Below are 23697 nucleotides of genomic sequence, written 5' to 3' on the forward strand. Positions count from 1 at the left end.
AGGTCGCGCGACGTGATTGCCTTTCAGCGTCTCACGTCTCACACCTCACGCCTCACGGCGCTTCTTCAGCCCAGACCAAACGTCCGCAGCGCGTTGCCGGACGTGATCTTGATGCGGTCGTGCACGGGGATACCCGCTTCCCTGAACTGGCTCACCACCTGCGCGCGGGAGTTCGGCCAGCAGGTCGCCGGGTGCGGGAAGTCGGTGGACCAGTACAGGCAGTCCGGACCGAAGTACTCGTACGCGGCCTTCAGACCCTTGGGTTCGTACATGAAGGTCGCGCCACACTGTGCGCGGAAGGTCTCCGACGGCGGGCGCTTCACGCCCGGGAACTCGTAGTGCTGGTGCATGCGCGGATCGAGCAGCGTCTCGAAGAACCACGGCAGCCAGCCCAGACCCGGCTCGACGAACAGCACCTTCATCTTCGGGTACTTCTCCAGCGTGCCGGTGAGGATCCACATGCAGATCGTCTCGGCCAGCGGCGCCCAGGCCAGCCCGGTGAAGATGCCCTTCTGCGGCGTCGGGTCGCGGCGGAACACGTCCCACAGCGAGGCGCGCAGGTCGAGGTGGTTGAGGATGGTCAGACCGGTCTCCTCGATCGTCTTCCACAGCGGTGCGTAGGACTTGTCATAGAAATCCGGCAGGCCCAGGTCCGACGGGAACGGCGTCAGCTGCACGCAACGCGCCTTCTTGTCCTTCGCCAGTCGCGTGACTTCCTGGACCGCGAAGTCGATGTCGTAGAGCGGCAGCTGGTAGGCGCACATCAGGCGCACCGGATCGAAGCTGGCGAAATCCGCCATCGCGTTGTTGTAGCCCTGGAAGACCTCCTTCCAGTCGCTGCCCATCAGATTCGGATTGACGATCTTGGCGCCGGCGAGTTCGGGGAAGATCACCTCGGCATAGACGCCATCCCGGTCCATCGCCGCGAGCTTGCCCTTGGGCTCGAAGTGGCCCGGATCCTTGGACGCCTCGGGATCGACGAAGTCCTCCAGTTCCAGATTCTTCTGGCCGCCGCGCAGCACCGTGGCGGCGTAGGCCTCGGCCTTGCGGTTGGCCTCGTCCCAGACGGCGTGCATCTCCCGGCGCAGGCGCTGTTTGACCCACTCGTCGGTGAAGTGGACGTGCGAATCGACGGAAACGAGTTTCTCGGTGGCCAGTTCGGTCATGACGGGACTCCTCCGGTTTGCATTCCCCGGTGTCGGGCGACCTTATGCCGGCCCCGCGCCCCCCGCCTGCCTCAAATGGGTGAGTTAGCGAAACGCCTTCGGAAATCCGCGGGGGCCGCAGCCGGCACCCCGCGTCCGACTTCACGCATGCGCGGGCGCCGCGCGGTCCGCCGCCTGACGATCGCGATAGAACCAGGCGCCGAGCGCCGGCAGCAGGCCCACCGCACCGAACATGTTGACCAGGAACATGAACGACAGCATCACGCCCATGTCGGCCTGGAACTTCAGCGCCGAGAACAGCCAGGTGGCGACGCCGACCGACATCGTGATCGCGGTGAACACCGCCGCGCTGCCGCGCTCCATCATCGAACGCTCGAAGGCCTCGCGGAAATCGACGCCGGACTCTTCGAGGTGATGCTGGATGCGCTCGAACAGGTACAGGCCGTAATCGACGCCGACACCGACGCCCAGCGCGATCACCGGCAGCGTGGCGACCTTCAGGCCGATGCCCAGCGTGGCCATCAGCGCGTTGCAGAACACCGTGACCAGCGTCAGCGGGATCATCACGCAGATCACGCCGATCCACGAGCGGAAGGTCAGGTAGCAGAACAGCACCAGCGACGCGAAGATCGACAGCAGCATCTTCACCTCGGCCGCGGCCACCGCCTCGTTGGTCGCCGCCATCACGCCGACGTTGCCGCTGGCCAGGCGCAGCCTGACGCCCTCGACCGGGTTCTCGGCGATGAAGCGTTTGATCTCCTCGACCGCGTGGGCGATGGTCACGCCCTCGTGATTCTTCATGAAGATGATGACCTGGATCGCCCTGCAGCCTTCGTTGTTCAGGCCCAGGTTCGGGTCGAAGGCCTTGGAACCCGCGGACAGGCCGACCTGCGAGCGCGGCAGCGCACGCCAGCGCGGGTTGCCCTCGTTGAACGCCGAGATCACCAGCTTGCCGATGCCGCCGACGCTGATCACCGACTGCACGCCATCGACGCCGCGCATGAACAGCTCGAAGCGGTCCACGGTGTTGACGACGTCGTAGTGCAGGCAGGAATCGCCCTCGAAGTTCGGGGCTTCGACGATCACCGTCAGCACATCGACGCCGATGTCGTAGCTGCTGGCGATCGTGCGGCTGTCGATGTTGTAGCGCGAATCGTCGTGCAGTTCCGGCACGCCCTGGCCGCTGTCGCCGATCACCAGGTCCCGCGACTTCCACGTCGCGCCGACGAGCAGCGCGATGCTCGCCGCGAAGATCACCAGCGCGACCTTCGGGTCGGCGGCGGCGCCGATCATGCGGATCAGCGGCGGTCGGCCCTGCTGCTGCTGTGCCAGCGCATGCCGTCGCGCCGACTCTTCCAGCGTCAGGTGCGTCAGGATGATCGGCAGGATCATCTTGTTGGTGATGATCATCAGCAGCACGCCCAGGCAGGCGGTGATGCCCAGCTCGTGCACGATCGGGATGTCGATCAGCATGATCACGCCGAAGCCCAGCGCCTCGGTCAGCAGGCCGGCGGCGCCGGGGATGAACAGCTTGCAGAACGAGGCGTGCGCGGCCTCGACCGCCGTCCGGCCTTCCATGACCTCCATGCGCCAGGCGTTGGTCATCTGCACCGCGTGCGACACGCCGATCGAGAAGATCAGGAACGGCACGAGGATCGACATCGGATCGATGCCATAGCCGATCAGCGGCAGCAGGCCGATCAGCCACAGCACCGGCAGCATCGCCACCACCAGCGCGATCAGCGTCACGCGGATCGAGCGCGTGTACCAGAACAGCAGCAGCAGCGTGATCAGGAAGGCGACGCCGAAGAACGCGAAGACGCCGAGCAGTCCCTTGATGACGTCACCGAGCAGGCGGGCGAAACCGATGACGTTGACTTCGATGTCCGGGTTGTACTGCGCGTTCTGCTCGGTCTCGACCGATACGTCCCTGCCGGAAACCAGGAACGCCTGCTTGCCCTCCTGTCCGGGCACGTCGCGCAGCACCTTGAAGGTCTGCATGCGCAGCAGCGGGCCGTAGTCCACGTAACCTTCGGCGACGATCTCGCCGGCTGCGAACGGCGGCTGCGCCTTCTTGATGCGGTACAGGTACTTGAGCTTGCTCTCGTAGCGGCCGCGGATCTCCTCCAGACGGGCCTGCACGTCCCAGTAATCGACCTTCACGCCGGCATTCGGGTCGTACTCGTGCAGGTCTGCCTTGACCATCGCGCCCTTGAGGTCGGTGGCGACGAGCTGGCCGATCTGCCCGGAGTACTCGACGTTCTTGCGCACCCGCTGCAGGTCCTCGGGCGACCCCGAGTAGCGCGCCGGCACCACCGGCTCGCCGCGGAAGCCATCCTCGGTGATCTCGATGTAATAGACGTCCGGCGTGAACAGCGACGAGACCTTGGTGCGGTTGATCCCCGGGATGAAGAACACCTCGTCGGTGGTCTGCTGCAGCGCGTCCATGAAGGGCTTGTTGTAGATGTCGCCCTCGCCCTTCCAGCGCAGATTCACCAGGATCGTGTTCGCCCCGGAGAAGTCCTGCATGTACTGGAACATCGTCTTCATGTACGGATGTTCGATCGGGATCAGCTTGAGGAAGCCCGGATCGAGCTGCACCCGCGTCGCGCTGTAGCCGAAGCCGAGTGTCACCACCGCGAACAGGACGGCCAGCGCCTTGCGCCAGTTCATCAGGAAATCGGCGGCCTTCTCCACCGAGCGATCCAGCCGGTTCATGAAGCATCTCCGTTGGCAGTGATGGCCTCGGGGCGTCGGACCGACAGGCCGGTATCGCCGCCGGTCAGCCACTCGTCCGCCGAGATCGGCAGCAGCGCGGCATAGGTCGTGCGGCCGGAGCGCGACACCGCGCGAAAACTCACGCCGTCGTCGTCGGAGCGCAGGATGGCGTTGCCCGCACCGGCCAGCAGCACCTGCGCGCCGCCGAGCGCGGCGCCGCTGAACAGCGAGGTCGCGGTCGGAATGCGGCACTGCGTCCAGGTCTTGCCCAGATCGGTGCTGCGGAAGGCGTTGCCGCGCATGCCGAAGGCCAGCAGCGTCCGCGACGGCAGCGCCAGCACACCGAAGAACGAACCGGCATAGACGTCCTTGCCGATGCGCGTCCAGGTCTCACCCTTGTCGGTCGAGCGCAGGATCAAGCCGCGTTCACCGACCAGGATCAGGCTGCCATCCGCAGCCTGCGTCATGTCGTTGAGGTGTTCGGCGCCGCCCACCGATTCGGCCTCGAAGCCGGCGAAGGGATCCGCATCGGGATCCGCCGCCGCCGCGGCCGCCGCCTTGACGCCCTCGTCGATGACCAGATCGCGGCGCTGCCAGGTCTGGCCGAGATCGTCCGAGACCATGAACAGGCCGAAGGCGCCGAACGCGAACACGCGGCCGTCATAAGGGCCGGCGATGCCGAGCAGCGGATCGCTGCCCTCGGTGCCGAGCGCGACTTCCTGCCAGTTCTCGCCGCGATCCGTGCTGCGCGCGATCACGCCGTCGTGGCCGACCGCCAGCACCACACCCTCGGCGACGAACAGCGTGCGCGTGAAGGTCAGGCCGTGGCTGGCCGCGAGCCTGGCGCTGTGCCAGGGGCCGCGCGGATCGTCGGCGACGAGAATCTGCCCCTGTTCGCCGACGGCGACGATGCGGCTGCCCTGCTGCGCGAGGCCGTTGACCAGCAGGCGGTCGGGATAGACCTGGGTGGGCGGAAACTCGGGCTTGGGCCGCGGTGCGAACGAATAAACCGCCGCAGTCACGACCAACGCGGCGACCAGCAGCGACGGCCAGCCATTGCGCAGCCAGGCGAGCCGGACCGGCGCGCGCAACGCTGCGGCGGAACTTGCGTCATTCATCTGTCTCTCCTCTCGATTCGCCGGCCTCGCCCGGTCTCCGGCCGGACTGCCCCCGTGGCCGCGCTCTGTCTGGTCCGGCAGTGTGAGTTCGTGGATCGTCGCCGGCAAGCGCGGCGGCCGTCAGCCGAGCACCTCGAACAAACCGGCGGCGCCCATGCCCCCGCCGATGCACATCGTCACGACGACGTACTTCACGCCCCGGCGCCGCCCTTCGATCAATGCGTGCATCACCATGCGCGCACCGGACATGCCGAACGGATGCCCGATGGCGATCGCGCCACCGTTGACGTTGAGGTGGTCGTTGGGAATGCCGAGCGTGTCACGGCAGTGGATCACCTGCACCGCGAAAGCCTCGTTGAGCTCCCACAGGCCGATGTCCGAAACCTTCAGATCGTGCCGCGCGAGCAGCTTGGGCACGGCGTAAACCGGGCCGATGCCCATCTCGTCCGGCCGGCAGCCGGCGACCGCGCAGCCGCGGTAGATCCCCAGCGGCCGCAGGCCGCGCGCCTGTGCGGACTTGCGGCTCATCAGCAGAACCGCGGCGGCGCCGTCCGACAGCTGCGAGGCGTTGCCCGCAGTGATGTGTCGGCCTTCCTTGACGAACTTTCCGTCCTTCCACACCGGTTTGAGACCGGCAAGGCTGGCCAGCGTCGTGTCGGCGCGGCTGCCCTCGTCCCGGGCCAGCGTGACGTCTTCCTTCGCCGTCGGATGGCCTTCCTTGTCGAAGAGCTGCTTCTGCGTCCGCAGCGGCACGATCTCGTCGGCGAAGCGGTTCGCGGCCTGCGCGGCCGCAGTGCGTTGCTGGCTTTGCAGCGCGTACTCGTCCTGCGCGGCGCGCGCGATGCCGTAGCGCTCGGCAACGATCTCCGCGGTCTCGATCATCTGGATGTAGGCCGCCGGCGCCGCCGCCAGCACCGCCTCGGAGACGAAGCGATAGCTGTTCTTGTGCTTGTTCTGCACCAGAGAAATCGATTCCAGGCCGCCGGCGACGACGATGTCCTGCTCGCCGGCCATGATGTTCTTCGCGCCGATGGCGATGCTCATCAGGCCCGACGAGCACTGCCGGTCCAGCGTCATGCCCGGCACGCTGTCGGGCAGCCCGCCGGTGTAGGCGCACAGGCGGCCGAGGTTGTAGGCCTGCGTGCCCTGCTGCGCAGCGCAGCCGAGGATCACGTCGTCCACTTCCGCCGGGGCAATGCCGGCGCGTTCGACGACGGCACGCACGACATGGCCGCCGAGCACCGGCGCCTCGGTGTCGTTGAACGCGCCGCGATAGGCCTTGCCGATCGGCGTCCGCGCAACGGAGACCACGACGGCTTCCATCATGCGCATCCTGTGCAAGAACGCGGCATCCCTGCCGCGACCGTCAAAGCAAGCGCCATGATTGTTCTCCCGCCACTCGTGGATATGCGGCTACGCTACGCCGCGGCGCAGGCACCGGCTTCATTCAAAAGTAGTAGCGCGAGATGGTGTCGGCGATACAGGCCGGCTTGGCGCCGTTCTCGATCTCGACCGTCACGCGGATGGTCGCCTGCACGCCGCCGTCCTTGGTGCGCTCCGCGGCGATCAGCTCGCCCTTGCCGCGGATGCGGCTGCCGACCTTGACCGGCGCCGGGAAGCGCACCTTGTCACAGCCATAGTTCACGCCCATTTTCATCTTCACATCGACGATCTCGGGCAGGAAGCGCGAAGCCAGCGACAAGGTCAGGTAACCGTGCGCGATGCAGGCGCCGAAAGGTCCGTCCTTGGCGCGCTGCGGATCGACATGGATCCACTGGTGATCGTCGGTGGCATCGGCGAAGCGGTCGATGCGCTCCTGGGTGATCGTCAGCCACTGGGTCGTGCCCAGCGGCTGGCCGACGGCGGCGAGAATGGCGTCTGCGGAATCGAATACGGTGGGCATGGCAAGGCAGTCCTATCGGAAAATCGTCATGCCCGCCTGCGCGGGCATGACGGATTCGGGTTGTGCGGAGGTCACGCGCGCTGCGAAGAAGCCGAAATCACTTCGCCGACGAGATACGACGCGTAGTCCGAGGCCAGGAACACCATCACGTTGGCGACCTCCCAGGCCTCCGCGCCGCGGCCGAAGGCCTCGCGGCTCGCCAGCTCGTTGAGCAGCGACTCCGGCGCGCTCTTGCGCAGGTGCTCGTGGAACACGATCGACGGCGACACGGCGTTGATGCGGATGCCGAACTCCGCCGCCTCCAGCGCCGAGCAGCGCGTCAGCGCCATCACGCCGGCCTTGGCCGCGGCGTAGTGCGCCTGTTCCTTCTGCGCGCGCCAGCCGAGCACCGAGGCGTTGTTGACGATCGCGCCGCGCCCGCGCGGCTGCATCTTCCGGAGCATCGCGCGCGTCATGCGGAAGGTGCCGGTCAGCGTCACGTCGAGGACCTTGGTCCACTCCTCGTCGCTCATGTCAACGACGCGCCGGCTGCCGCCCAGGCCGGCGTTGTTGATCAGCACGTCGGTGCCGCCGAGCTTGTCCTCGGCCGCATCGATGAGCGCCTGCACGTCGGCCTCGACGGCGACGTTGCAGACCTGGCCGAAGACCTGCGCCTGCGGAAAGTCCTGCGCGAGCGTTCTGGCGGCTTCCTCGGTGCGGCGCGGGTGCATGTCCGAGAGCATCAGCGCGCGGGCGCCTTCCTCGAGGCAGCGCCGTGCGGTTGCAAAGCCGATGCCGCCGCCGGCCGCGGCGGTGATCAGGATGGACTTGCCCTTGAGCAAGCCGTGGGCGGGCACGTAGGGCGGTGGCGGTACGGTGATCATGTCGTGTTCAGTTCGCGGGTCGCGGCTCGCGCGGCAGGCCCAGCCCGCGCTCGGCGATGATGTTGAGCTGGATCTCATTGGTACCGGCGTAGATCGTGTCGGCGCGCGAGAAGAAGAACAGCTGCTGCAGCGGGCGGACCGCCGCGTCGTCGGAGATCACGTCGCCGTCGCCACCGAGCACATCCATCGCCAGTTTGCCGAGATCGCGGTGCCAGTTGGACCAGAAGTACTTGTAGATCAGCGCCTCGCGGCCGAGCTGGGTCTGCTCGCCGGCGAGCATGCGCAGCGCGTTGTAGCGCATCACGCGCAGTCCACACCAGGCCTGGGCGATGCGCGCGCGGATCGACGGGTCGCCGGACTTGCCGTTGCGCCGGGCCGCGGCGATGACCAGTTCCAGCTCGTGTGCGAAGTGCATCTGCTGGCCCAGCGTGGAGACGCCGCGCTCGGCCTCGAGCAGGCCCATCGCGACCTTCCAGCCGTCGCCGGGCGCGCCGACGATGTGATCCCGCTCGGCGCGCGCGCCGTCGAAGAACACCTCGTTGAACTCGGCGCCGCCACCGAGCTGGCGGATCGGCCGGATCTCGATGCCCGGCTGCTTGAGCGGCAGCAGCAGGAAGGCGAGGCCCTTGTTGCCCCTGCTGCCCGGCTCGCAGCGTGCCAGCACGAAAATCCAGTCCGACTCGTGCGCCAGCGAGGTCCAGATCTTCTGGCCCTGCACGCGCCACGAGCCGTCGGCCTCCTGCCAGCAGCGCGTCTGCACGTTGGCCAGATCGGAGCCGGCGCCCGGCTCGGAGTAACCCTGCGCCCAGAATTCGCGGCCGGCGACGATTTCGGGCAGGAAGCGCGCCTTCTGCGCCTCGCTGCCGTAGCGGATCAGCGCCGGTCCGATCAGGCCTTCGCCGATGTGGCCCATGCGGCCCGGCCCACCGGCGCGCGCGTATTCCTCGTGAAAGATCACCTGCTGCGCGATCGACAATCCGCGCCCACCGGCCTGTCGCGGCCAGCCCACGCAGGTCCAGCCGCCGGCAGCGAGTTCGCGCTCCCAGGCCTTGCGCAGTTCGGGTTCGAACTCCTCGTCGCCCGGCCCGCCCCTGTGCTTGAGAACGGCGAAGCGCCCGCGCAGATGCTCGCGCATCCACGCGGCGACCTCGGCGCGAAAGCGCTCGTTTTCTCCCTCTCCCCCCGCGCCGCGGGGGGAGAGGGTCGGGGTGAGGGGCGAACTGTCGAGCAGAGCTGCGGCGATTTGCTCGCGCAGCGCGTCCGACGTCCCCAGCCAGTGGCCGGACGCCTGCGCGCGCTTGAAGTACAGCTGCGGGTCGTATTCCCAGGTGAAGCCGACGCCGCCGTGCAGCTGGATCGCCTCCTGCGCGCACCAGAAGAAGGTCTCGTTGGCGAGCGTGCGCGCCATCGCCGATTCCAGCGTCATCGCGGCGACGTCGCCGGACGCGGCCACGGCCGCCGCGCCGGCCACCGCGGAGCGCAGCGCCTCGACGCGCACCATCATCTCGGCGCAGCGATGCTTGACCGCCTGGAACCCGCCGACCGGGCGCCCGAACTGCTTGCGCGTCGCCGTGTACGCGACGGTCAGATCCAGGCACTGCTGCGCGCCACCGAGCTGCTCGGCGGCCAGGTACAGGCGCACGAGCGCTCCGACACGCGCGATACCGTCGCCGACACGGCCCGGATCGTCGATGCGCACGGCCGCCGCACCCTGCAGCGTTACATCGGCGAAACGGCGGGTCATGTCCCAGGTACGCAGCGGCGTCACCGACACGCCGGCCGCCGGACGCGGCACGAGGAAGATCGCCGGCGCGCCATCCTCCAGCGTCGCCGTCACCAGCAACATGTCCGCACTGGCGCCGTCGATCAGCCGGTGCGCGGTACCATCGAGCCGCCAGCCGTCGCCGGACGGCCGCGCGCGCGCGGCGAACGCGGCCCAGGTCTCCGCGCCGGCGATCAGCGGCGCGGCGAGCCGCAGGTCGCCGGCCGCGATCCGCGGCAGATACTGCCTCCGCGCCGTGTCGGTGCCGATCTCGCGCAGGACCGTCGCGGCCACGCACACCGTCGAGAAGAATGGCGCGCACAGCAGGCGGCGCCCGGCCTGCTCCTGGATCAGCGCCAGTTCGACCGGCCCCAGTCCAAGCCCGCCCAGCGCCTCCGGCACGGCGATGCCACACCAGCCCAGCTCGGTGGCGATGCGCTGCCAGACCGTCTCGTCGTAGCCCAGCGCGCTCTCCATCGCCCTGCGCACCGCCGCGCTGTCGCTGACGTCCGCGAGGAAGCTCTCCGCGGCATCGCGGATCATGGCCTGGTCTTCAGTGAGCGCGAGATTCATAGCCGGCATTATTCCGGCCGCTCCCGCACGGCTCATCACCCGTTGAGACGACGGGTCGGCGCGGCTCAGCTCAACGTCTGGGTCAAGCGCACCAGGTCGGCCTGACTGTGCGCGCCGGTCTTCGACAGCACGCGCTTGAGATAGGAGCGCACGGTCTCGTAGGAAAGGCCACTCCAGTCCGAGAATTCCTTCAGCGTGAGACCTTCGTTGAGTGCCTGCACGAGCTTGGCCTCGCCGGGCGTCAGTCCGTATACGAGTTTAAGGGTCGCGGCCCGCCCGCCCGGCCGGCATTCCGGATCGCACACGGTCAGGATCGCCACCGCAGCGTTCTGCGCCCCTGGGCGCTGTTCGACGGCGTGCAGGCTCAGCACCAGCGGGAGCCCGTCGCGCTTGGACACGATCATCCGCTCATGCTCGGCATGCTCCGGCTGCGCGCTGTCCGTCGCGGCGAGGCGCAGCATCGCACTGCGCACGGCGTCCGCCGCCTGCGGATCCGCGAGCTCCAGCTTGCCGCTCGCCGACAACGATAGGCCGTTGCCCTTGTCGAGCATGGCGTGCGCCGCACGGTTGGCATGCAGAACGCTCCCGGCCGCGTCAAGCAGCACGATCGCCTCCTCGACCAGATCGAGTGCCACGATCAGCGCTGCCTTCTCCGTCCTGAGACGACGCAACGCTTCTTCCGCCAGATAAGTCACGCCAGGTCCCCCTCCGACGCTTTCCATTGCGCCCCACCACTCCCTATGTGTCGTGGCTTTGGCTCTCGGCCCCGGCATCTGCCAGAGAGCCGCTCACCAACTACAACAACGGTGCTTCGTTCAGTCTCTGTCGGCCTGCCCCACACGCACGCCGTTGCGTCCCGCGTTCTTGACGATGTAGAGGTACTTGTCCGCGCTGTCGTAGGCATCCGACAGCGGCATCCGTCCGGTCGAGACAACGCCACCGACGCTGATCGTCAGTATCTCCAGCGGCACGTTGTCGTTGACAACGTTCAGCGCGCGCACCTCCTGCGCCAAACCCTGCAGGCGCAGCAAGGCACTGGCGTGGTCGCAGTCGTACAACAGGATCCCGAACTCCTCGCCGCCGATGCGCGCCACCGCGTCCAGAGGGCGACGACCGAATTGCGACAGGACTGCGGCCACTACGCACAGGACGTCATCTCCGCGACCATGTCCATAGCGGTCGTTGATCGCCTTGAAGTGGTCGAGATCGGCAATGGCCAGGCACAGGCTGACGCCCTCGCGCCGCGCCTGCGCGGAGGCGATCTCGTAGAGCTGCTCGAAGGAGCGGCGATTGCGCAGACCGGTCAGCGGATCACGCAGAGCCTGGAACTGGATCAGGCGACGCGCGACCCAGTTGCGCCGCTGTTGCGATTCGTTGGCCAGCACCGTGATCGCGGCAATGACCAGCAGCACCATCTCGCCGGTCCACATGCCCATCGTGCGCTCCGGCGCGTCGATCACCGCGCTGGTCGTCAGCACGACCGCCGCGTAACCCGACAGCAGCATGAACGCGATCCCGGAGCGGAAGGTGCCAAAGGCCACCAGCGCGATCGGGATGCAGGCGACGATCGTGTGATCGAAATGGCAGGCCTGCCCATGGCAGTTGGCGCGCAGCCACTCCAGCGCCATGACCAGCACCAGGCCGTTGGTGGCCAGCGCGAACTCCGTCGCGCGACTGCTGCTGCACCACCACACGATCGCGGTCGCCACGACGCTGGCCGGCAGCACGACCATGATCGCGATGTCGCGCATCAGGTCCGCGGCATCCGCCGACAGGTTCAGCACGCGCCCCGCAAGCAGCGCCAGCACGCAGAACAGCAGCGCGGGCACCACGGCCAGCAGCGTGCGCGTTAGCAGCGACGTGGCGTGCATTTCCCTCAGATAGTCGGGCTCGACTTCGTCCGGGAAGCCGACCAGCGGCCCTTGCCGCTCGACGATCCGCTCGAGCGCCTCGACCGTCTCGGGCGACAGCGTCGGCCCGCCGTCGGCCGACCGGGCCGCGGCCTTCAGCGTGCGGGCGCGTCGCAGCCACAGTCCTTCCAGCACGCCGAGGTCCGATCGGTCCGCGCCCGATCCGCGCCCACCCGCCCGATCCTCAGCCCGACCGAGGACTTCCATCCCCTCCCGCATCGTCGATCCAATGCGGTCACCCATTTGCGTCTTCACCAGTCCCTCTCCTTGCATGCTCATGCACGCTTATGTGTGCTGGCACATTGCCGCTGGTTAGTGCGATTTCTCTACCCCCAAATGGGGAACTCTCCCCTATCTGGGGGGACGCCGACGTCCGCCTGATCATGACCCCAGCCCCTGCGTCAGACGCACCAGATCGGTCTGGCTGCGCGCGCCAGTCTTGGCTAGCACGCGCTTCACGTACGAGCGCACCGTCTCGTAGGAAAGCCCGCTCCAGTCCGAGAATTCCTTGAGCGTCAGCCCCTCGTTCAGCGCCTGCACCAGCTTCACCTCACCTGCGGTCAAGCCATAGACCAGCTTCAGCGTCGCGGCGTGATCGCCGGGGCGTGATTCCGGATCGCAGATGAAGGCGATGGCTACCGCCTGGTTCGGCGGCGGACTCCGCACTTCGATCGCATGTATGGTCACCACCAGCGGCAGGCCGTCGCGCTTTGAAACGATGGTCCGCTCGACGTCCGGCAGCGTGTCCTGCCCCTTGTGCACCTGCGAAACCAGGCGCGCCAGCGCCGAGCGCATCAGATCCGCGGCACGACGGTCCGCGACCTGCAGTCGCCCGCCCGGCGCGAGGGACACTCCGTTCTCCTTGCCGAGCAGCACACTCGCCGCGCGGTTCGCGTGCAGCACGCGCCCGGTGACGTCGAGTACCGCAATGGCCTCCTCGACCAGGTCCAGTGCCGCAATCAGCGCCGCGTTCTCGGCGCGAATCCGCAGCAAGGGCTCGTCCGATAAGTAACCTCCCGCTGCCGGGTCGTATTCCTTCGCCAGAATCTCGTTGAAAAATCCATCGTCGCTCATGGGCTGACTCCACTCAGTGGCTTCAGAGTCCCCGCCGCCGGGGTTGCCGTGCGACACCGAAGCGAGCGCTGCCGTCACGCCGGATCGGATGCGATCCTGTGCCTCCGACATCAGCGCGCATCGCTTCAGTGTCCCCTGCACCCCCCAGGCCGAATCTGTTGCCCGTAGAATCCCTCCGCGGGAGCCCGGACCTTCCGGGCTGAGCTCACCGTACGGGCCCGGCCGGTGGAAGTCCTGACGCTGGGCTGGAAAATTCGTGAAAGAATCCTGAATCGCCCAAGTTTCTGTTTGTCGTGGGCTTTTCAGATCTCCAATGACCGTCGACCGATGCCCGTCGTGTCGAACGGACGCGCAGCGGCATATCGAGACACGCCCATGGGCGCATGGGATTCGGTCCGAAACCTCCTGCGCTGCGCGACCCCGCTCCGTTATGCTGTCGCACTTGCGCGGGGGAGCGCGATGACAATCAAGAACACATACGGCGGGAGGGACCTCGCCGTTGCCGCGTGCGTGGCATTGTTGAGCGCCGCGCCATTCATGGCGGCGGCGCAGGACGCCGACGCGGAGCTGCCAACCATCCCGGTCCGCGAAGGCGATCCGGATGCGCCGCCACCCGCCGCGGCGGACGACTCCACCGTGCTCGAGGACGTCATCGTCACCGCCACGAAGCGCCGCGCCGCCCTGCGCGACCTGCCGCAAAGCATCGCCGCGCTCAGCGGCGAGGAACTGGAACAGCTCGGCGCCGCCGAACTGCGCGATTTCCTGATCCGCATCCCCGGCGTCGGGCAGAGCGAGATCCAGCCCGATCTCAACCGCATCTCGATCCGCGGCATCCAGACGGACGTCAGCAACGTCACCCCGGCCGCGACCGGCCTGTTCATCGACGACGTCCCGCTCATTGACCCCTTCCTGCTGCACGTCAGCCCCGACCTGCCGCCCTTCGACCTCGCCGGCATCGAAGTCCTCAAGGGTCCGCAGGGCACGCTGTTCGGCGGCTCGGCGCTGGCCGGCGCGTTGCGCTACAAGCTCGCCGACGCCGTGCCCGGCGCGTGGGAATCGCGCGGCTTCGCGCAGTACCAGACACTGGCCGACGGCTCGCCCAACCGCATCGCCGGCGCCGCGCTCAATCTGTCGCTGGGCGAGAGCGACGCGGCCCTGCGCCTGGTCGGCATAAGCCGCCTCACCGGCGGCACCATCGACGACCTGCGCAGCGGCGACAAAGACACCGACCGCACGTCCAACTTCAGCGGGCGCGCACTGCTGCGCTGGAACGCCGGCGACGACTGGTCGGTCGGCCTCAAGGCCTATGACCAGTACACCCACGGCGAAGACGTGCCCCTGGCCGAAACCACCGATGGCCGCTTCGAGCGTCAGCGAGCGCTGACCCAATCGCCCTACGAGACGCAGTACCGCTTCTTCGCGCTGGACCTCACGCGCACGCTGTCGTTCGGCGAATTCGTGTCCGTCACGAGCTGGCTGCACAAGCAGGGCGACCTCAGCAATGCCTTCGCCGAGCGCATCCTCGGCGTCGAATCGCTGGGGCAGCCGATCGGCGCACCGATGACCGAAGACACCCGCGGCCTGGTGCAGGAATTCCGTCTCGTTTCGCCCGATGCGCCTGAGGCAAAGTGGGAATGGCTCATCGGCGCCTTCGGCCATGACCATTCGAGTTTCACGACGCAGCGCATCTTCACGACCGTTCCGATTGCGGGGCAGGACGCCGACGCCCTCAACTTCGTCGCCGACGTCGAAGCGCGCGAATACGCGCTGTTCGGCGAAGCCTCACGGCGTCTCGGCCGCCGCTGGAAGGCAACGCTGGGACTGCGCGGCTACCAAGTCGAAACCTTCGGCACCGTGGTCAGCTCCGGCGTGCTGATCCTCGCCAGCGGCAGCCCCGAGAATCGCAACGACGCCAACGTGCGCGCCTCCGGCGTCAATCCCCAGCTCGCCCTGCAGGTCGACGTCACTGACGACATCGCCAGCTACGTCAGCGCGACGCGCGGCTTCCGCTTCGGCGGCGTGCAGACCATTGGCCCGTCGCCGGCTTCGCCCAATGCCAGGCAGACCTACTCGCCCGACACCGTCTGGAACTACGAGCTGGGCCTGCGGACGCAGTGGCTCGACGGCGCGCTGCAGATTGACGGCGCCGTGTTCTACATCGACTGGAACGACCCGCAGGTGCAGACCACCACGGGAGGCGCGGTGCCGCTCAACACGATCGACAACGCCGGCCACGCCCGCAGCCGCGGCGGCGAACTGGCGCTGCGCTACCTTCCTGCGTTTCTCGACGGGCTCGACCTCGGCCTGTCGTGGGCGTGGGCGGACGCGCGCATCACCGAACCCTACGTCGCGCCCGGCGGCGCCACCGTGCCCAAAGGCGCACGCCTGCCTGGCTCGGCCGACCGTCAGCTTGTCGCGAGCCTCGGCTACAGGCGCGGCTTCGGCGCCGCCGCCTTCACGACCACGCTCGCCTACGTGCGCCAGGGCGACGGCGTCAGCGACATCCTGCAATCGATGAAGATCCTCGACTACCAGACCTTCGACCTGCGCTGCGGCATCGCCCTGTCACAGCTCTGGGGCGCGCCGGAGCTGAGCGTCGGACTGATGAACCTCACCGACGAGCGGGCGGTCACAACGGCGCTGGTGCAGTCCGAGACCAACTACACGACGATCTACAACCGGCCGCGCACGCTCGACATCCGGCTCGACCTGCGGTTTTGAGCATCCCAGGCCCCCGCATGCGCGCACCCGGCGTTCGCGAAGAAACCTTGACCCGTTCGGGCCGAGTGCCGCACGCACAGCGTGCGGTGTATCGAGGCCAGCGCCGCGACGGTCTCGATACGCTCGCTGCACGGGCTACTCGACCCGAACGGGATCAAGGGGTTGTGCTTCTGTTTCTTGAGAGACGCCGATGCACAGCCTCAGGCCGGGTGCAGGATCTGCCAGCCGTACAACCAGATCAGGAAGGCGACCGACGCGACGAATAGCACGGTGTACTCGGCGCGGGCGTACAAGCTCCAGGCGCCGGCACGCCAGGCGCGGAACGCCACATAGCCCATCGCGATCGTGGCCAGCGCCGACGTCGCAAACAGCAGCGGCGTCGCCTGCAGATACCATGGAATCTCCGTGAGCAGCATCGCGAAACGGAAGAGCAGATCGGACAAGGTCTTGACGAGCACGGCCACCATCAGCAGGTTCAGCACGCCAACCCCAACCGCGAGCCAGCGCGCGGCCGGCAGCGGATTGGCGCCGCCGCTCAGCCTGGGAGCGAAGGCAAGAGTCAGCATGAGCAGCCCAAGCAGCACGATTGCCCAGCTCAGCGGCGGCGCTGGGAAAGCGCTGGTCCAGGTCGAAATGGCGGCCATCGCCAATGCCACGGCATGCGCCGCATTGGCCTGTCGTGGCGGCAGCTTGTACGCCGGATTGAAGGCCTGCGGTCCGACCAGATGCGAGACCTTGCCGTGCTCGTCGCGCAGGAACGTCAGCGTGTCCTGTCCGTCGATACGACGAAACGTGTCCGGAGCGACCTCGACCCACTCCGCGCCCTTGATCCACAGGGTGTTGTCGGGCGTGGCCACGACATCGAAGCCCCAGCTCATCTCGAACAGTCCCTCGCTCTTGGTGTACGAGCGCGAGTTCGGGCCGTAGCTGCCGACGTATTCCTGCGCGCGACGGGCGAAGTCCGGCGGCGGCGGCACGTCCGGCAGTGTCGCGGGGAAGTAGCGGTTGAGGACGGCGTTGACGAAGCCCTTCGCGACGTCGGTGGGCGGCATCGTGTTGTAGACCACGAAGACACCGAAGCTGGCCTGCGGAATCAGGGTCATCTCGGCGCGGAAGTTGACCGTCTTGCCGCCGTGACCGATTGTGCGCCAGCCGTTCACGTAGGTCTCGAAATACCCGTAACCCGAGCCGTTGACGTAGGGGCTGGGGCTGAGCGCGCGCGACTGCATCAGGCGCGCGGTCTGCGCGTCGAGGATGCGCCGGTCGCCGTACTGACCGAGCTGCAGCTGCGCGATCATGAAGCGCGCCATGTCAGCCGCGGTCGTGCTCAGGCTGCCGGCGGGCGCAATGCCGGAGAAATATTCGAACGGCTGCGGCTTCGCGAAATCGAGGTACGTGTATCCCTTGGCCACGTCGTCCTGCAGCGCAGCCGGAACCGGCTCACGGAACGTGCTGCGCGACATGCCCAGCGGCTCAAAGACATTTCTCTCCATGTACTCGGCGAACGGCTGCCCGGAAATCTCCTGCACCAGGTAACCAGCCAAGGCCGCGCCCCAGTTCGAGTACGACGCATGTCGCCCGTCGGCGAAGTCGGTCGTCGGCGGCCAGATGCGCGCGGGAATGTGGCTGGCGAGCACCTTTTCCAGCGGCAGCAGGTGTTGCGGGTCCGCCTCCAGCATGTAGTCCCACTTGTTGTCCTCGAAGCCGCCGGTGTGCGTCATCAGGTTCTTCATCGTCACCGGCTGCGGGAACGTGTCGGGAATCCGGAACGCCGTCAGGTAGTCGTTGACGTCGGCGTCCAGCTTCAGCTTGCCCTGCTCCTGAAGCTGCATCGCCGCGGTCCACGTAAACATCTTGGAAATGGACCCTACCCGGAACAGCGTGCGGTCGGGATCCACTTTTTCCTTGCGCGCGGTGTCGGCATAGCCGGCGCCATACTTGAAGATGATCTCGCCGTTCTGCACCACTGCCACCGCGGCGCCCGCCACCAGGCCGTAGGCGACATAGCGATCGATCAGCGCCGGCACGAAGCGGGCAACATCGTCCGGATCGATCTTGGTCTGCGGCAGCGGGCCGCACACCGGCGACGCACCCGGGATCTCTTGATATTGCAAGCCCGGAGGCGCCACCGGCTCGGGCAGCACGCAGGGCGTGCCGGGCAGATTCGTTCCCGGGGGCGACAGGTCCGCCATCATTGGGCTGGCCGTGCGCGGCGCGCACACGCGACCCAGCACCGGATCGAAACGGGCTCGGTCCGAGCCGCAGGGATTCTCGTCGTCCGCCATGGGCAGCGCTTCGGCGCGGGCACCCGCGTCCGGCAGCTGCGCCCATGCAGTCGGCATCATCACCGTGCACCCCACGCCCCCCAGCAGCGCGGCAGCAAGCCACGCAACAGACACGCGCATGATTCGTTCCCCCTCTGGCAACCGCTCGCTTGCCGGACGCCGCCGGCACGCGAGCGCAAGTGCATTGACCCCCTGGACCCGCTTGCGCGGGCCACGCCTGTCGGACCAGCGCGCCTACCAGCCGCCCGGGTCGAGGAGGCCGTCGATCACCATGATCATGTTGCGGTCGCGCCACAGGTCGTTGACGTTCTTGCCCAGGCGCACCAGCGTGTCGACGGCCTCGCCGTAGGCCTTGATGTCGTCTCTGGCGGCGAGCAGCGCCTCGACGTCCTTGTCGGTGAAATTGAGCCCGAATTCGGCGGCCACCTTCTTCGGGTTGCGCAGCAACCGCATGCGAAAGCCCCGGTCCGAGAACACCATGAACGAAAGCTCCCTGCGCTCCTTCAGCTTCTTTGCCTTGGCGGCACTGATCTTCGGCGTGCTGCGCTTCTTGCCACTGCTCTTCTTCATGCTGTGTCTCCCCTCGCAAGTCACTGGAATGCCGCCTATGTCCGTGGCGGTGGCCGGTCCGACCACACGGTCGAGAATCTCCGAAAGTTGTTGCACCTCGAACGCCTCGCTGACCTCGGCCGCGATCGGCGCCATCACCGGATCGGTCGCGATGTGCGTGCACATCTCGCAGACGCTGGTGTAGTCGCGACGCAGGCGCGCACCCTCGCCGCGCGCCTGCACGGCCCGGGCGAAGTGGATCGGCCCGTGTTCGCGCAGGATCTGCTGCGTACCGCCGAAGTACAGGCCGTCGTGCAGCTCGCGCAGCGGCGAGACGTGGGCATTGCCGAGGGACAGCAATGGGTTGAATGCACCGGGATTGCAGCAGGTGTAGGCCTCGCCGTCCCAGCCCACGGTCGTCAGCATGCCGGGACAGCGTTGCGTGGGCAGCCCGGGTCGCCGTCGGTACTCGTCCACCGGCAGGACTTCGCCCTCGCGCAGGTGCGGCAGCACCGGGAAGACTTCCACGTGCCGGGCGCCGGCCGCGCGCGCCCAGGCGTCGATGGTGCGCTCGTCTTCAGGGTCAGAGCGGAGGTGCACGTACTTCAGCCCGCACGGCAGGCCCACCTGGCGCCCCGCGTTCAAGGCACGCTCGACGCGGCGGCGGTTCACGTACATCTGGTGAAACCGGCTCGCGCTTATCGCGAGCCGATTCAGGCCTGCGTCTTTCAGTTCGGACAGCACTGCGCGCGCCTTGTCGTCGCTGGTCGCCCAGTAGGCATTGGTGACGCAACCCATGTCGGCGCCGAGCGCCTTGCCGTGCGCGACGATTTCGAGCAGCAGCGGAAAGTCCAGAAACGGCTCGCCGCCGGTCAGGCCGATGCGCAGCGGCTCCCCGTGTGAGGCCTCTGCCGCCTGGTCCATCAGGCCGAAAATCTGCTCGCGCGACAACGCCTCGGTGCGGTGCGGCCCGCAACTGGTGCTGCAGTGGGCGCAGCGCGCGTTGCAACGCGCGCTGAACATCAGCGACAGCTTCATGGCGTCGCCCCCGCCTGAGGCGTCTTTGCACTCTCCGGCACCGCGACCTGGGCAAGCTCGGCCGCGGCGCGATGCGTATAAGCGTGTTCGCCCCCGTAGCGTGTGCGGAAGATGCGCTGCGCGGTCTCGAGCCGCGCGCGGGCTTCACCCAGGCGGCCTTGCGCCGATGCAATGAGACCTTGCTCGCGCGCCAGCTCACCGCTCAGCGGGTGATCCGGCCCGAGCCGTGCCAGGGCGTCGATGTCGACGCCGGCCAGGATCTTCGAAGCCGGTTCCGCGCCGTCGGCCCGGCGCACGATGTCGGCCAGGCCGATGCGGATGCGCTGGGTAGTCGGGTGTGTCGCGCCCAGCACCGCCTGGCTGCTGTCCAGGGCCTTGCGCATCGCCGACTCGGCTTCATCCAGGCGGCGCGTGTCGCGGTAGTCGAATGCCAGGTCCGCGCGCACCTCGTAGGTGTGATCGACCGTCCTGATCCAGTCCTGCGATTCCAGCGAAGCGATTGTCTGCTCCCGCAAGGCGATCGCCTGGGCGTATCGACCCTGCCGGGACCACAGACGTGCCCGAAACCAGTGGACCGAAGCCAGTATCACGCTGTTGCTGCCGACAACCCAAGGGCGCATCAGGTCCTCGGCCTTCTTTAGCGCGGCGTCGGCATCGGCGAACGCTTCCTGTTCGATCAGCGCGCTGGCCAGCAACACGTAAGCGCCGCCGACAGCCAAGGGACTGGCGTCCGGTGCAGCCAACAGCCGGCCGATCGCATCGCGCAGCGCCGCCGTCGCCGCCCCGAACTGTCCGAGCGAAACCAGCACGTAGCCGCGTTGCATCTGCGTTGTGCCGATAAAGGCCTTGTCCGGCACGGTCGCGTGCTGGGCACGCTCGACCAGGTCGGCCAGATCGCTTTCAGCGCGACGCCAGTCGCCGAGATGAAACCTCGCCCAGGCGATCTGTTGGGCAAGTGTCATGACCCGCCCATCATCTGGCCCCCGGTGCTTGCTGCCTTCTGCCAATACCTGCTCAAGCTGCTGCAGCGAAACACCTAAGGAGCCCAGGGCCAATTTGACGGTAGCCAATTGGACGGCGGCGGCAAGCGCGGAATCGGAAGCAGCGGCGCCCGATTTGAGATACCAGTCGAGCGCCGCATCCAGTTGTGCCTCCGCGGCCTCCGGGCGCTCCATCTTCCAGAACGCGTCGCCCAGCGCCGCATGAATCTGCGCCGCGGCCTCGGGCATGTCCGGTTCACGTGCGGCCAGGTTCTTGGAAGCCGCCTCGAGCAGTTCCTGTACCGTCAAATCGCGCAGCGGCTTGGTCGACACCACCGCGAACATGTCCTTGCTCAGAAAGTCCGCAACCGCCTGGCTGGCCGCCGCCGCCTTTACCGCCTCGTCACGCGACTTGCGGGCATCGAGATAGAGCGCCGTGCTGACGCCCGCGCCGATGGCCAGGACGAGGCCGGCGGCCAGCATCCACGCGCGGCGGGCGCGCTGCTTCACTTCGGCGAGGCGCGCGCGTTCGAGCCGCGCCTGCGCGCTGCGCTCGGCCTGCAGATGCGCGCGGCGCTCACCCAGAGTGCGCAGGCGCTGCGCGAGTTCGGCGGCGCTGCCCATGCGCCGCGTCACGTCGCCTTCGGCCGCCTGCGCGATGTCGGCGCGCAGCAGCTCGTCGTCGACTTCGTGTTCCCAGCCCGGCGACATGACTTTGCGGAATTCGCCGACGACCAGTTGGTACAGCATCACGCCCAGCGCGTAGATGTCGGCCTTGATCGTCGACGGCTGGCCGGCGAGCAGCTCGGGCGCCAGGTACAGCGGCGTGCCGCCCGTGCTGGCGGTGTTGGCGGCGACTGTGCGCGTGAATCCCATGCGCGTGATGCCCAGCTCTTCGAGCCGGCGCGGGTTGAGCACGCCGCCGCTGCCGAAGTCCGCGAGAAGGACGCGGAGCTTGGTGTCCGCGCTGCGCGCGCCCTCTCCCTGGCCCTCTCCCGCTTGCGGGAGAGGGGAAACGGCGGAGATAAGGACGTTGGAGGGCTTGAGATCCTTGTGCAGCACGCCGACCGAGTGCACGGCGGCGACGGCCTCGGCGATCTGCGTGGCGATGTTCAGGCGCGTGGCAAGCGGAATCCCGGCGAGGCCGCCGTTGTGCTCGGCCCATTCGACCAGGCTGCCGCCGGCGATGTACTCGCTCTCGATGAAGCAGGGCGGCTGCTCCAGGTTCCAGTCCATTACCGGCACGATGCGGGCGCGCTCGCCGATGCTGTCGTTGAGAAACCGGAACAGCGTCACCTCGCGCTTGAGCGCGGCCAGCGAACGCTCGTCGATCGCGAACTTGAAGACGCGTTGCTCGCGCGTCTTGTCGTGCCGGCCCAGCCAGGCCTCGCCATGACCGCCGCTGCCCAGGCGGCGCACCAGGCTCCACAGCGGGCGTTCGGGCGGGTGGTCGCCCTCCTTGAAGTCGAAGTGCGCCGTTTCATGCGCGTGCTGCACTTCGATGCGCAGCGGAGCGACGAACCGGTAGCCGTAGCCGTGGACGGTCCTGATGATGCTCTGGTCGGTGTCGTCGAGCACCTCGCGCAGACGGCCGATGGCCTTGGCCAGCACCGTGTCGGAGAGAAAGCGCCCAGGCCAGACGCCGGACAACAGTTCTTCCTTGGTCACGACTTCGCCGGCGTGCTGCAGCAGGAAGCGCAGCACCTCGAACGGCTTGCGTTCGATCTCGACTTCCGTGCCGTCGACCAGCAGCTCGAGCGTGCGCTCGTCGACCACCGCACGACCGAAGATCCACCGACGCGACTCGTTGGCTGCTGTCCCGGACGGCACGTCTGTGTGTGCCTTGTTTGCCACGCGCGCTGCGAGCCCCCTCGGTGCGAACGAGCAGCTGTTGGTGATTCGAGTCTACACACACGGACTATGGCATGCGCAAGCACATCTCCGCACGGCAGGCGCGCGTCGGTCACGGCGCAGCAACCCGCACAGATTCGCTCCCTTGGTGGTCCGGCTTTTTGCCAAGCCCGGACCGGCGGCGATACCCCCAATTGGGGAGGGGGTATTTGCCCCACATCGAAGCTGCGCATGCGCCATCTCGATACCCTATTGCTTTAGTCTGATAATCTGATTCCCGTTATACGAGCTGTACCAATGACCAGAAAACTTCTCACGGCAACCGAAGCGGCCCGCCGCTTTTCCGATGTGCTGGACAACGTCAGCCATCACGGCGCGCGCTACGACATCAAGCGGGGACGTTCGGTCGTCGCGCGGCTGGTGCCGGCCCGTACCGCGCCCCGCTCGATCAGCGTGAAGGAGCTCTCCGAACTGCTGGCGCAGCTTCCGCCGCTGGAACCGGGCGACAGCGCGCGCCTCGAAAGGGACATCGCCGCCGAGCGCAAACGGCTACGCGCACCGCGCGATCGCTGGCGCTGACGGTGGCGCATGTCGCTTCTGCTCGATACCAACGTATTGATTCGCGCCGAGCGACGCGGGCGAGCGCCGGACTGGTCGAGGTGGGAGGACGAAGGGGACGCTTACCTGGCGGCCATCAGCGCATCCGAACTGCTGATTGGCGTGCATCGCGCCGACACGGACGCGCGTCGGGTCCGCCGTTCGGCGTGGGTCGAGGCCATTCTCGGCGCTGTTCCGGTGCTGCCGTTCGACCTGGAGACGGCAAGAGTCCATGCACAGCTTCTCGCAGCGATACCGCGCGGCGTCACGGTGGGCGCACACGACATGCTGATCGCCGCCACTGCGGTCCAGCACGGCCTGGGGGTTCTGACCGCCAACGTGAAGGAGTTCGCTCGCATCCCCGGCTTACGCGTGCTGGAGTTGGGAACCTGACAAGCCGGTCATCGCGAGACTGCGTAGCGGCCGCGGCGATCCAGTGACGCGTTATGCACCATATCGGCTGGATTGCTTCGTCGACCCACGGAAACCATGGGGCTCCTCGCAATCGACGAGTCGATGGGTCGCTCACTCCTTACTATTGTCCCGGGCACGGCTCGGTCCACTACGGGTGCAAGCGCGTAAGATCAGG

15 protein-coding genes and 2 pseudogenes are annotated in these 23697 nt (G+C 67.5%); 3 read left to right on the forward strand and 14 right to left on the reverse strand.

The genetic code is table 11. The annotated features are described in order from the left end of the window. Positions 1–65: 65 nt before the first annotated feature. The 11 genes and pseudogenes from AAG565_RS05925 to AAG565_RS05975 form a co-directional block, all read right to left on the reverse strand. Positions 66–1166 carry an amidohydrolase family protein gene (locus tag AAG565_RS05925; RefSeq protein WP_348818634.1) on the reverse strand — a complete coding sequence of 367 codons (1101 nt, stop codon included), beginning with the start codon at positions 1164–1166 and terminating at the stop codon, positions 66–68. Between the two features lie 141 nt (positions 1167–1307). Next, on the reverse strand, positions 1308–3884 hold the full coding sequence (locus AAG565_RS05930) for an efflux RND transporter permease subunit (protein ID WP_348818635.1): 2577 nt from the start codon (positions 3882–3884) through the stop codon (positions 1308–1310). Then, positions 3881–5002 carry a sialidase gene (locus tag AAG565_RS05935; protein ID WP_348818636.1) on the reverse strand — a complete coding sequence of 374 codons (1122 nt, stop codon included), beginning with the start codon at positions 5000–5002 and terminating at the stop codon, positions 3881–3883. The genes AAG565_RS05930 and AAG565_RS05935 overlap by 4 nt, the downstream gene beginning before the upstream one ends. Before the next feature lie 120 nt (positions 5003–5122). Beyond that, positions 5123–6328 carry an acetyl-CoA C-acyltransferase gene (locus AAG565_RS05940; RefSeq protein WP_348818637.1) on the reverse strand — a complete coding sequence of 402 codons (1206 nt, stop codon included), beginning with the start codon at positions 6326–6328 and terminating at the stop codon, positions 5123–5125. Between the two features lie 121 nt (positions 6329–6449). Next, positions 6450–6905: a MaoC family dehydratase gene (locus tag AAG565_RS05945; RefSeq protein WP_348818638.1), complete on the reverse strand. Its 456-nt coding sequence runs from the start codon at positions 6903–6905 to the stop codon at positions 6450–6452. A gap of 71 nt (positions 6906–6976) precedes the next feature. Beyond that, positions 6977–7768, reverse strand: coding sequence for an SDR family oxidoreductase (locus tag AAG565_RS05950; RefSeq protein ID WP_348818639.1), 792 nt, complete (start codon positions 7766–7768; stop codon positions 6977–6979). 7 nt (positions 7769–7775) lie between these two features. Then, positions 7776–8930: pseudogene (locus AAG565_RS05955) on the reverse strand (acyl-CoA dehydrogenase family protein); the annotation flags it as partial. A gap of 75 nt (positions 8931–9005) precedes the next feature. Next, positions 9006–10139, reverse strand: a pseudogene (locus AAG565_RS05960) (acyl-CoA dehydrogenase family protein); the annotation flags it as partial. A 29-nt stretch (positions 10140–10168) separates the two neighbouring features. Then, complete coding sequence (locus AAG565_RS05965) at positions 10169–10798, reverse strand: helix-turn-helix transcriptional regulator (RefSeq protein WP_348818640.1); 630 nt, start codon at positions 10796–10798, stop codon at positions 10169–10171. Between the two features lie 120 nt (positions 10799–10918). Then, entirely contained in the window at positions 10919–12148 is a 1230-nt protein-coding gene (locus tag AAG565_RS05970; protein WP_348818641.1) for a GGDEF domain-containing protein, read from the reverse strand. Between the two features lie 246 nt (positions 12149–12394). After that, positions 12395–13087, reverse strand: a complete 693-nt coding sequence (locus AAG565_RS05975; protein WP_348818642.1) for a helix-turn-helix transcriptional regulator — start codon at positions 13085–13087, stop codon at positions 12395–12397. A gap of 537 nt (positions 13088–13624) precedes the next feature. On the opposite strand from AAG565_RS05975, the gene AAG565_RS05980 reads away from it, so the two are divergent. Further along, complete coding sequence (locus AAG565_RS05980) at positions 13625–15808, forward strand: TonB-dependent receptor (RefSeq protein ID WP_348818643.1); 2184 nt, start codon at positions 13625–13627, stop codon at positions 15806–15808. Between the two features lie 200 nt (positions 15809–16008). Here AAG565_RS05980 and AAG565_RS05985 read toward each other — a convergent pair whose 3' ends face one another. From AAG565_RS05985 to AAG565_RS05995, 3 genes are all read right to left on the reverse strand, one after another. Beyond that, the gene (locus tag AAG565_RS05985) at positions 16009–18213 is read right to left on the reverse strand and encodes a serine hydrolase domain-containing protein (protein ID WP_348818644.1); all 2205 of its coding nucleotides are present in this window, start codon (positions 18211–18213) and stop codon (positions 16009–16011) included. Positions 18214–18327: 114 nt separating this feature from the next. Next, a complete protein-coding gene (locus tag AAG565_RS05990; protein WP_348818645.1) occupies positions 18328–19680 on the reverse strand; it encodes a radical SAM protein in 1353 nt (450 codons plus the stop codon). Then, entirely contained in the window at positions 19677–22514 is a 2838-nt protein-coding gene (locus tag AAG565_RS05995) for a winged helix-turn-helix domain-containing protein (protein WP_348818646.1), read from the reverse strand. Before AAG565_RS05995 ends, AAG565_RS05990 begins: the two co-directional genes overlap by 4 nt. A 294-nt stretch (positions 22515–22808) precedes the next feature. On the opposite strand from AAG565_RS05995, the gene AAG565_RS06000 reads away from it, so the two are divergent. Together AAG565_RS06000 and AAG565_RS06005 are read left to right on the forward strand one after the other, a co-directional pair. Beyond that, positions 22809–23090 carry a hypothetical protein gene (locus tag AAG565_RS06000; protein ID WP_348818647.1) on the forward strand — a complete coding sequence of 94 codons (282 nt, stop codon included), beginning with the start codon at positions 22809–22811 and terminating at the stop codon, positions 23088–23090. A gap of 9 nt (positions 23091–23099) precedes the next feature. Beyond that, positions 23100–23501: a type II toxin-antitoxin system VapC family toxin gene (locus AAG565_RS06005; protein ID WP_348818648.1), complete on the forward strand. Its 402-nt coding sequence runs from the start codon at positions 23100–23102 to the stop codon at positions 23499–23501. Positions 23502–23697: the final 196 nt, after the last annotated feature.

It is taken from the genome of Fontimonas sp. SYSU GA230001 (assembly GCF_040066175.1).
Taxonomy (GTDB): Bacteria; Pseudomonadota; Gammaproteobacteria; order Nevskiales; family Nevskiaceae; genus Solimonas.

Excerpts from the sequence above, each read along its gene's own strand:
- AAG565_RS06005 (WP_348818648.1), top strand. The coding sequence starts at position 23,100 with ATGTCGCTTCTGCTCGATACCAACGTATTGATTCGCGCCGAGCGACGC.
- AAG565_RS05990 (WP_348818645.1), bottom strand. The coding sequence starts at position 19,680 with ATGAAGCTGTCGCTGATGTTCAGCGCGCGTTGCAACGCGCGCTGCGCC.
- AAG565_RS05985 (WP_348818644.1), bottom strand. The coding sequence starts at position 18,213 with ATGCGCGTGTCTGTTGCGTGGCTTGCTGCCGCGCTGCTGGGGGGCGTG.
- AAG565_RS05980 (WP_348818643.1), top strand. The coding sequence starts at position 13,625 with ATGGCGGCGGCGCAGGACGCCGACGCGGAGCTGCCAACCATCCCGGTC.
- AAG565_RS05945 (WP_348818638.1), bottom strand. The coding sequence starts at position 6,905 with ATGCCCACCGTATTCGATTCCGCAGACGCCATTCTCGCCGCCGTCGGC.
- AAG565_RS05925 (WP_348818634.1), bottom strand. The coding sequence starts at position 1,166 with ATGACCGAACTGGCCACCGAGAAACTCGTTTCCGTCGATTCGCACGTC.
- AAG565_RS05950 (WP_348818639.1), bottom strand. The coding sequence starts at position 7,768 with ATGATCACCGTACCGCCACCGCCCTACGTGCCCGCCCACGGCTTGCTC.
- AAG565_RS05940 (WP_348818637.1), bottom strand. The coding sequence starts at position 6,328 with ATGATGGAAGCCGTCGTGGTCTCCGTTGCGCGGACGCCGATCGGCAAG.
- AAG565_RS05930 (WP_348818635.1), bottom strand. The coding sequence starts at position 3,884 with ATGAACCGGCTGGATCGCTCGGTGGAGAAGGCCGCCGATTTCCTGATG.
- AAG565_RS05975 (WP_348818642.1), bottom strand. The coding sequence starts at position 13,087 with ATGAGCGACGATGGATTTTTCAACGAGATTCTGGCGAAGGAATACGAC.
- AAG565_RS06000 (WP_348818647.1), top strand. The coding sequence starts at position 22,809 with ATGACCAGAAAACTTCTCACGGCAACCGAAGCGGCCCGCCGCTTTTCC.
- AAG565_RS05935 (WP_348818636.1), bottom strand. The coding sequence starts at position 5,002 with ATGAATGACGCAAGTTCCGCCGCAGCGTTGCGCGCGCCGGTCCGGCTC.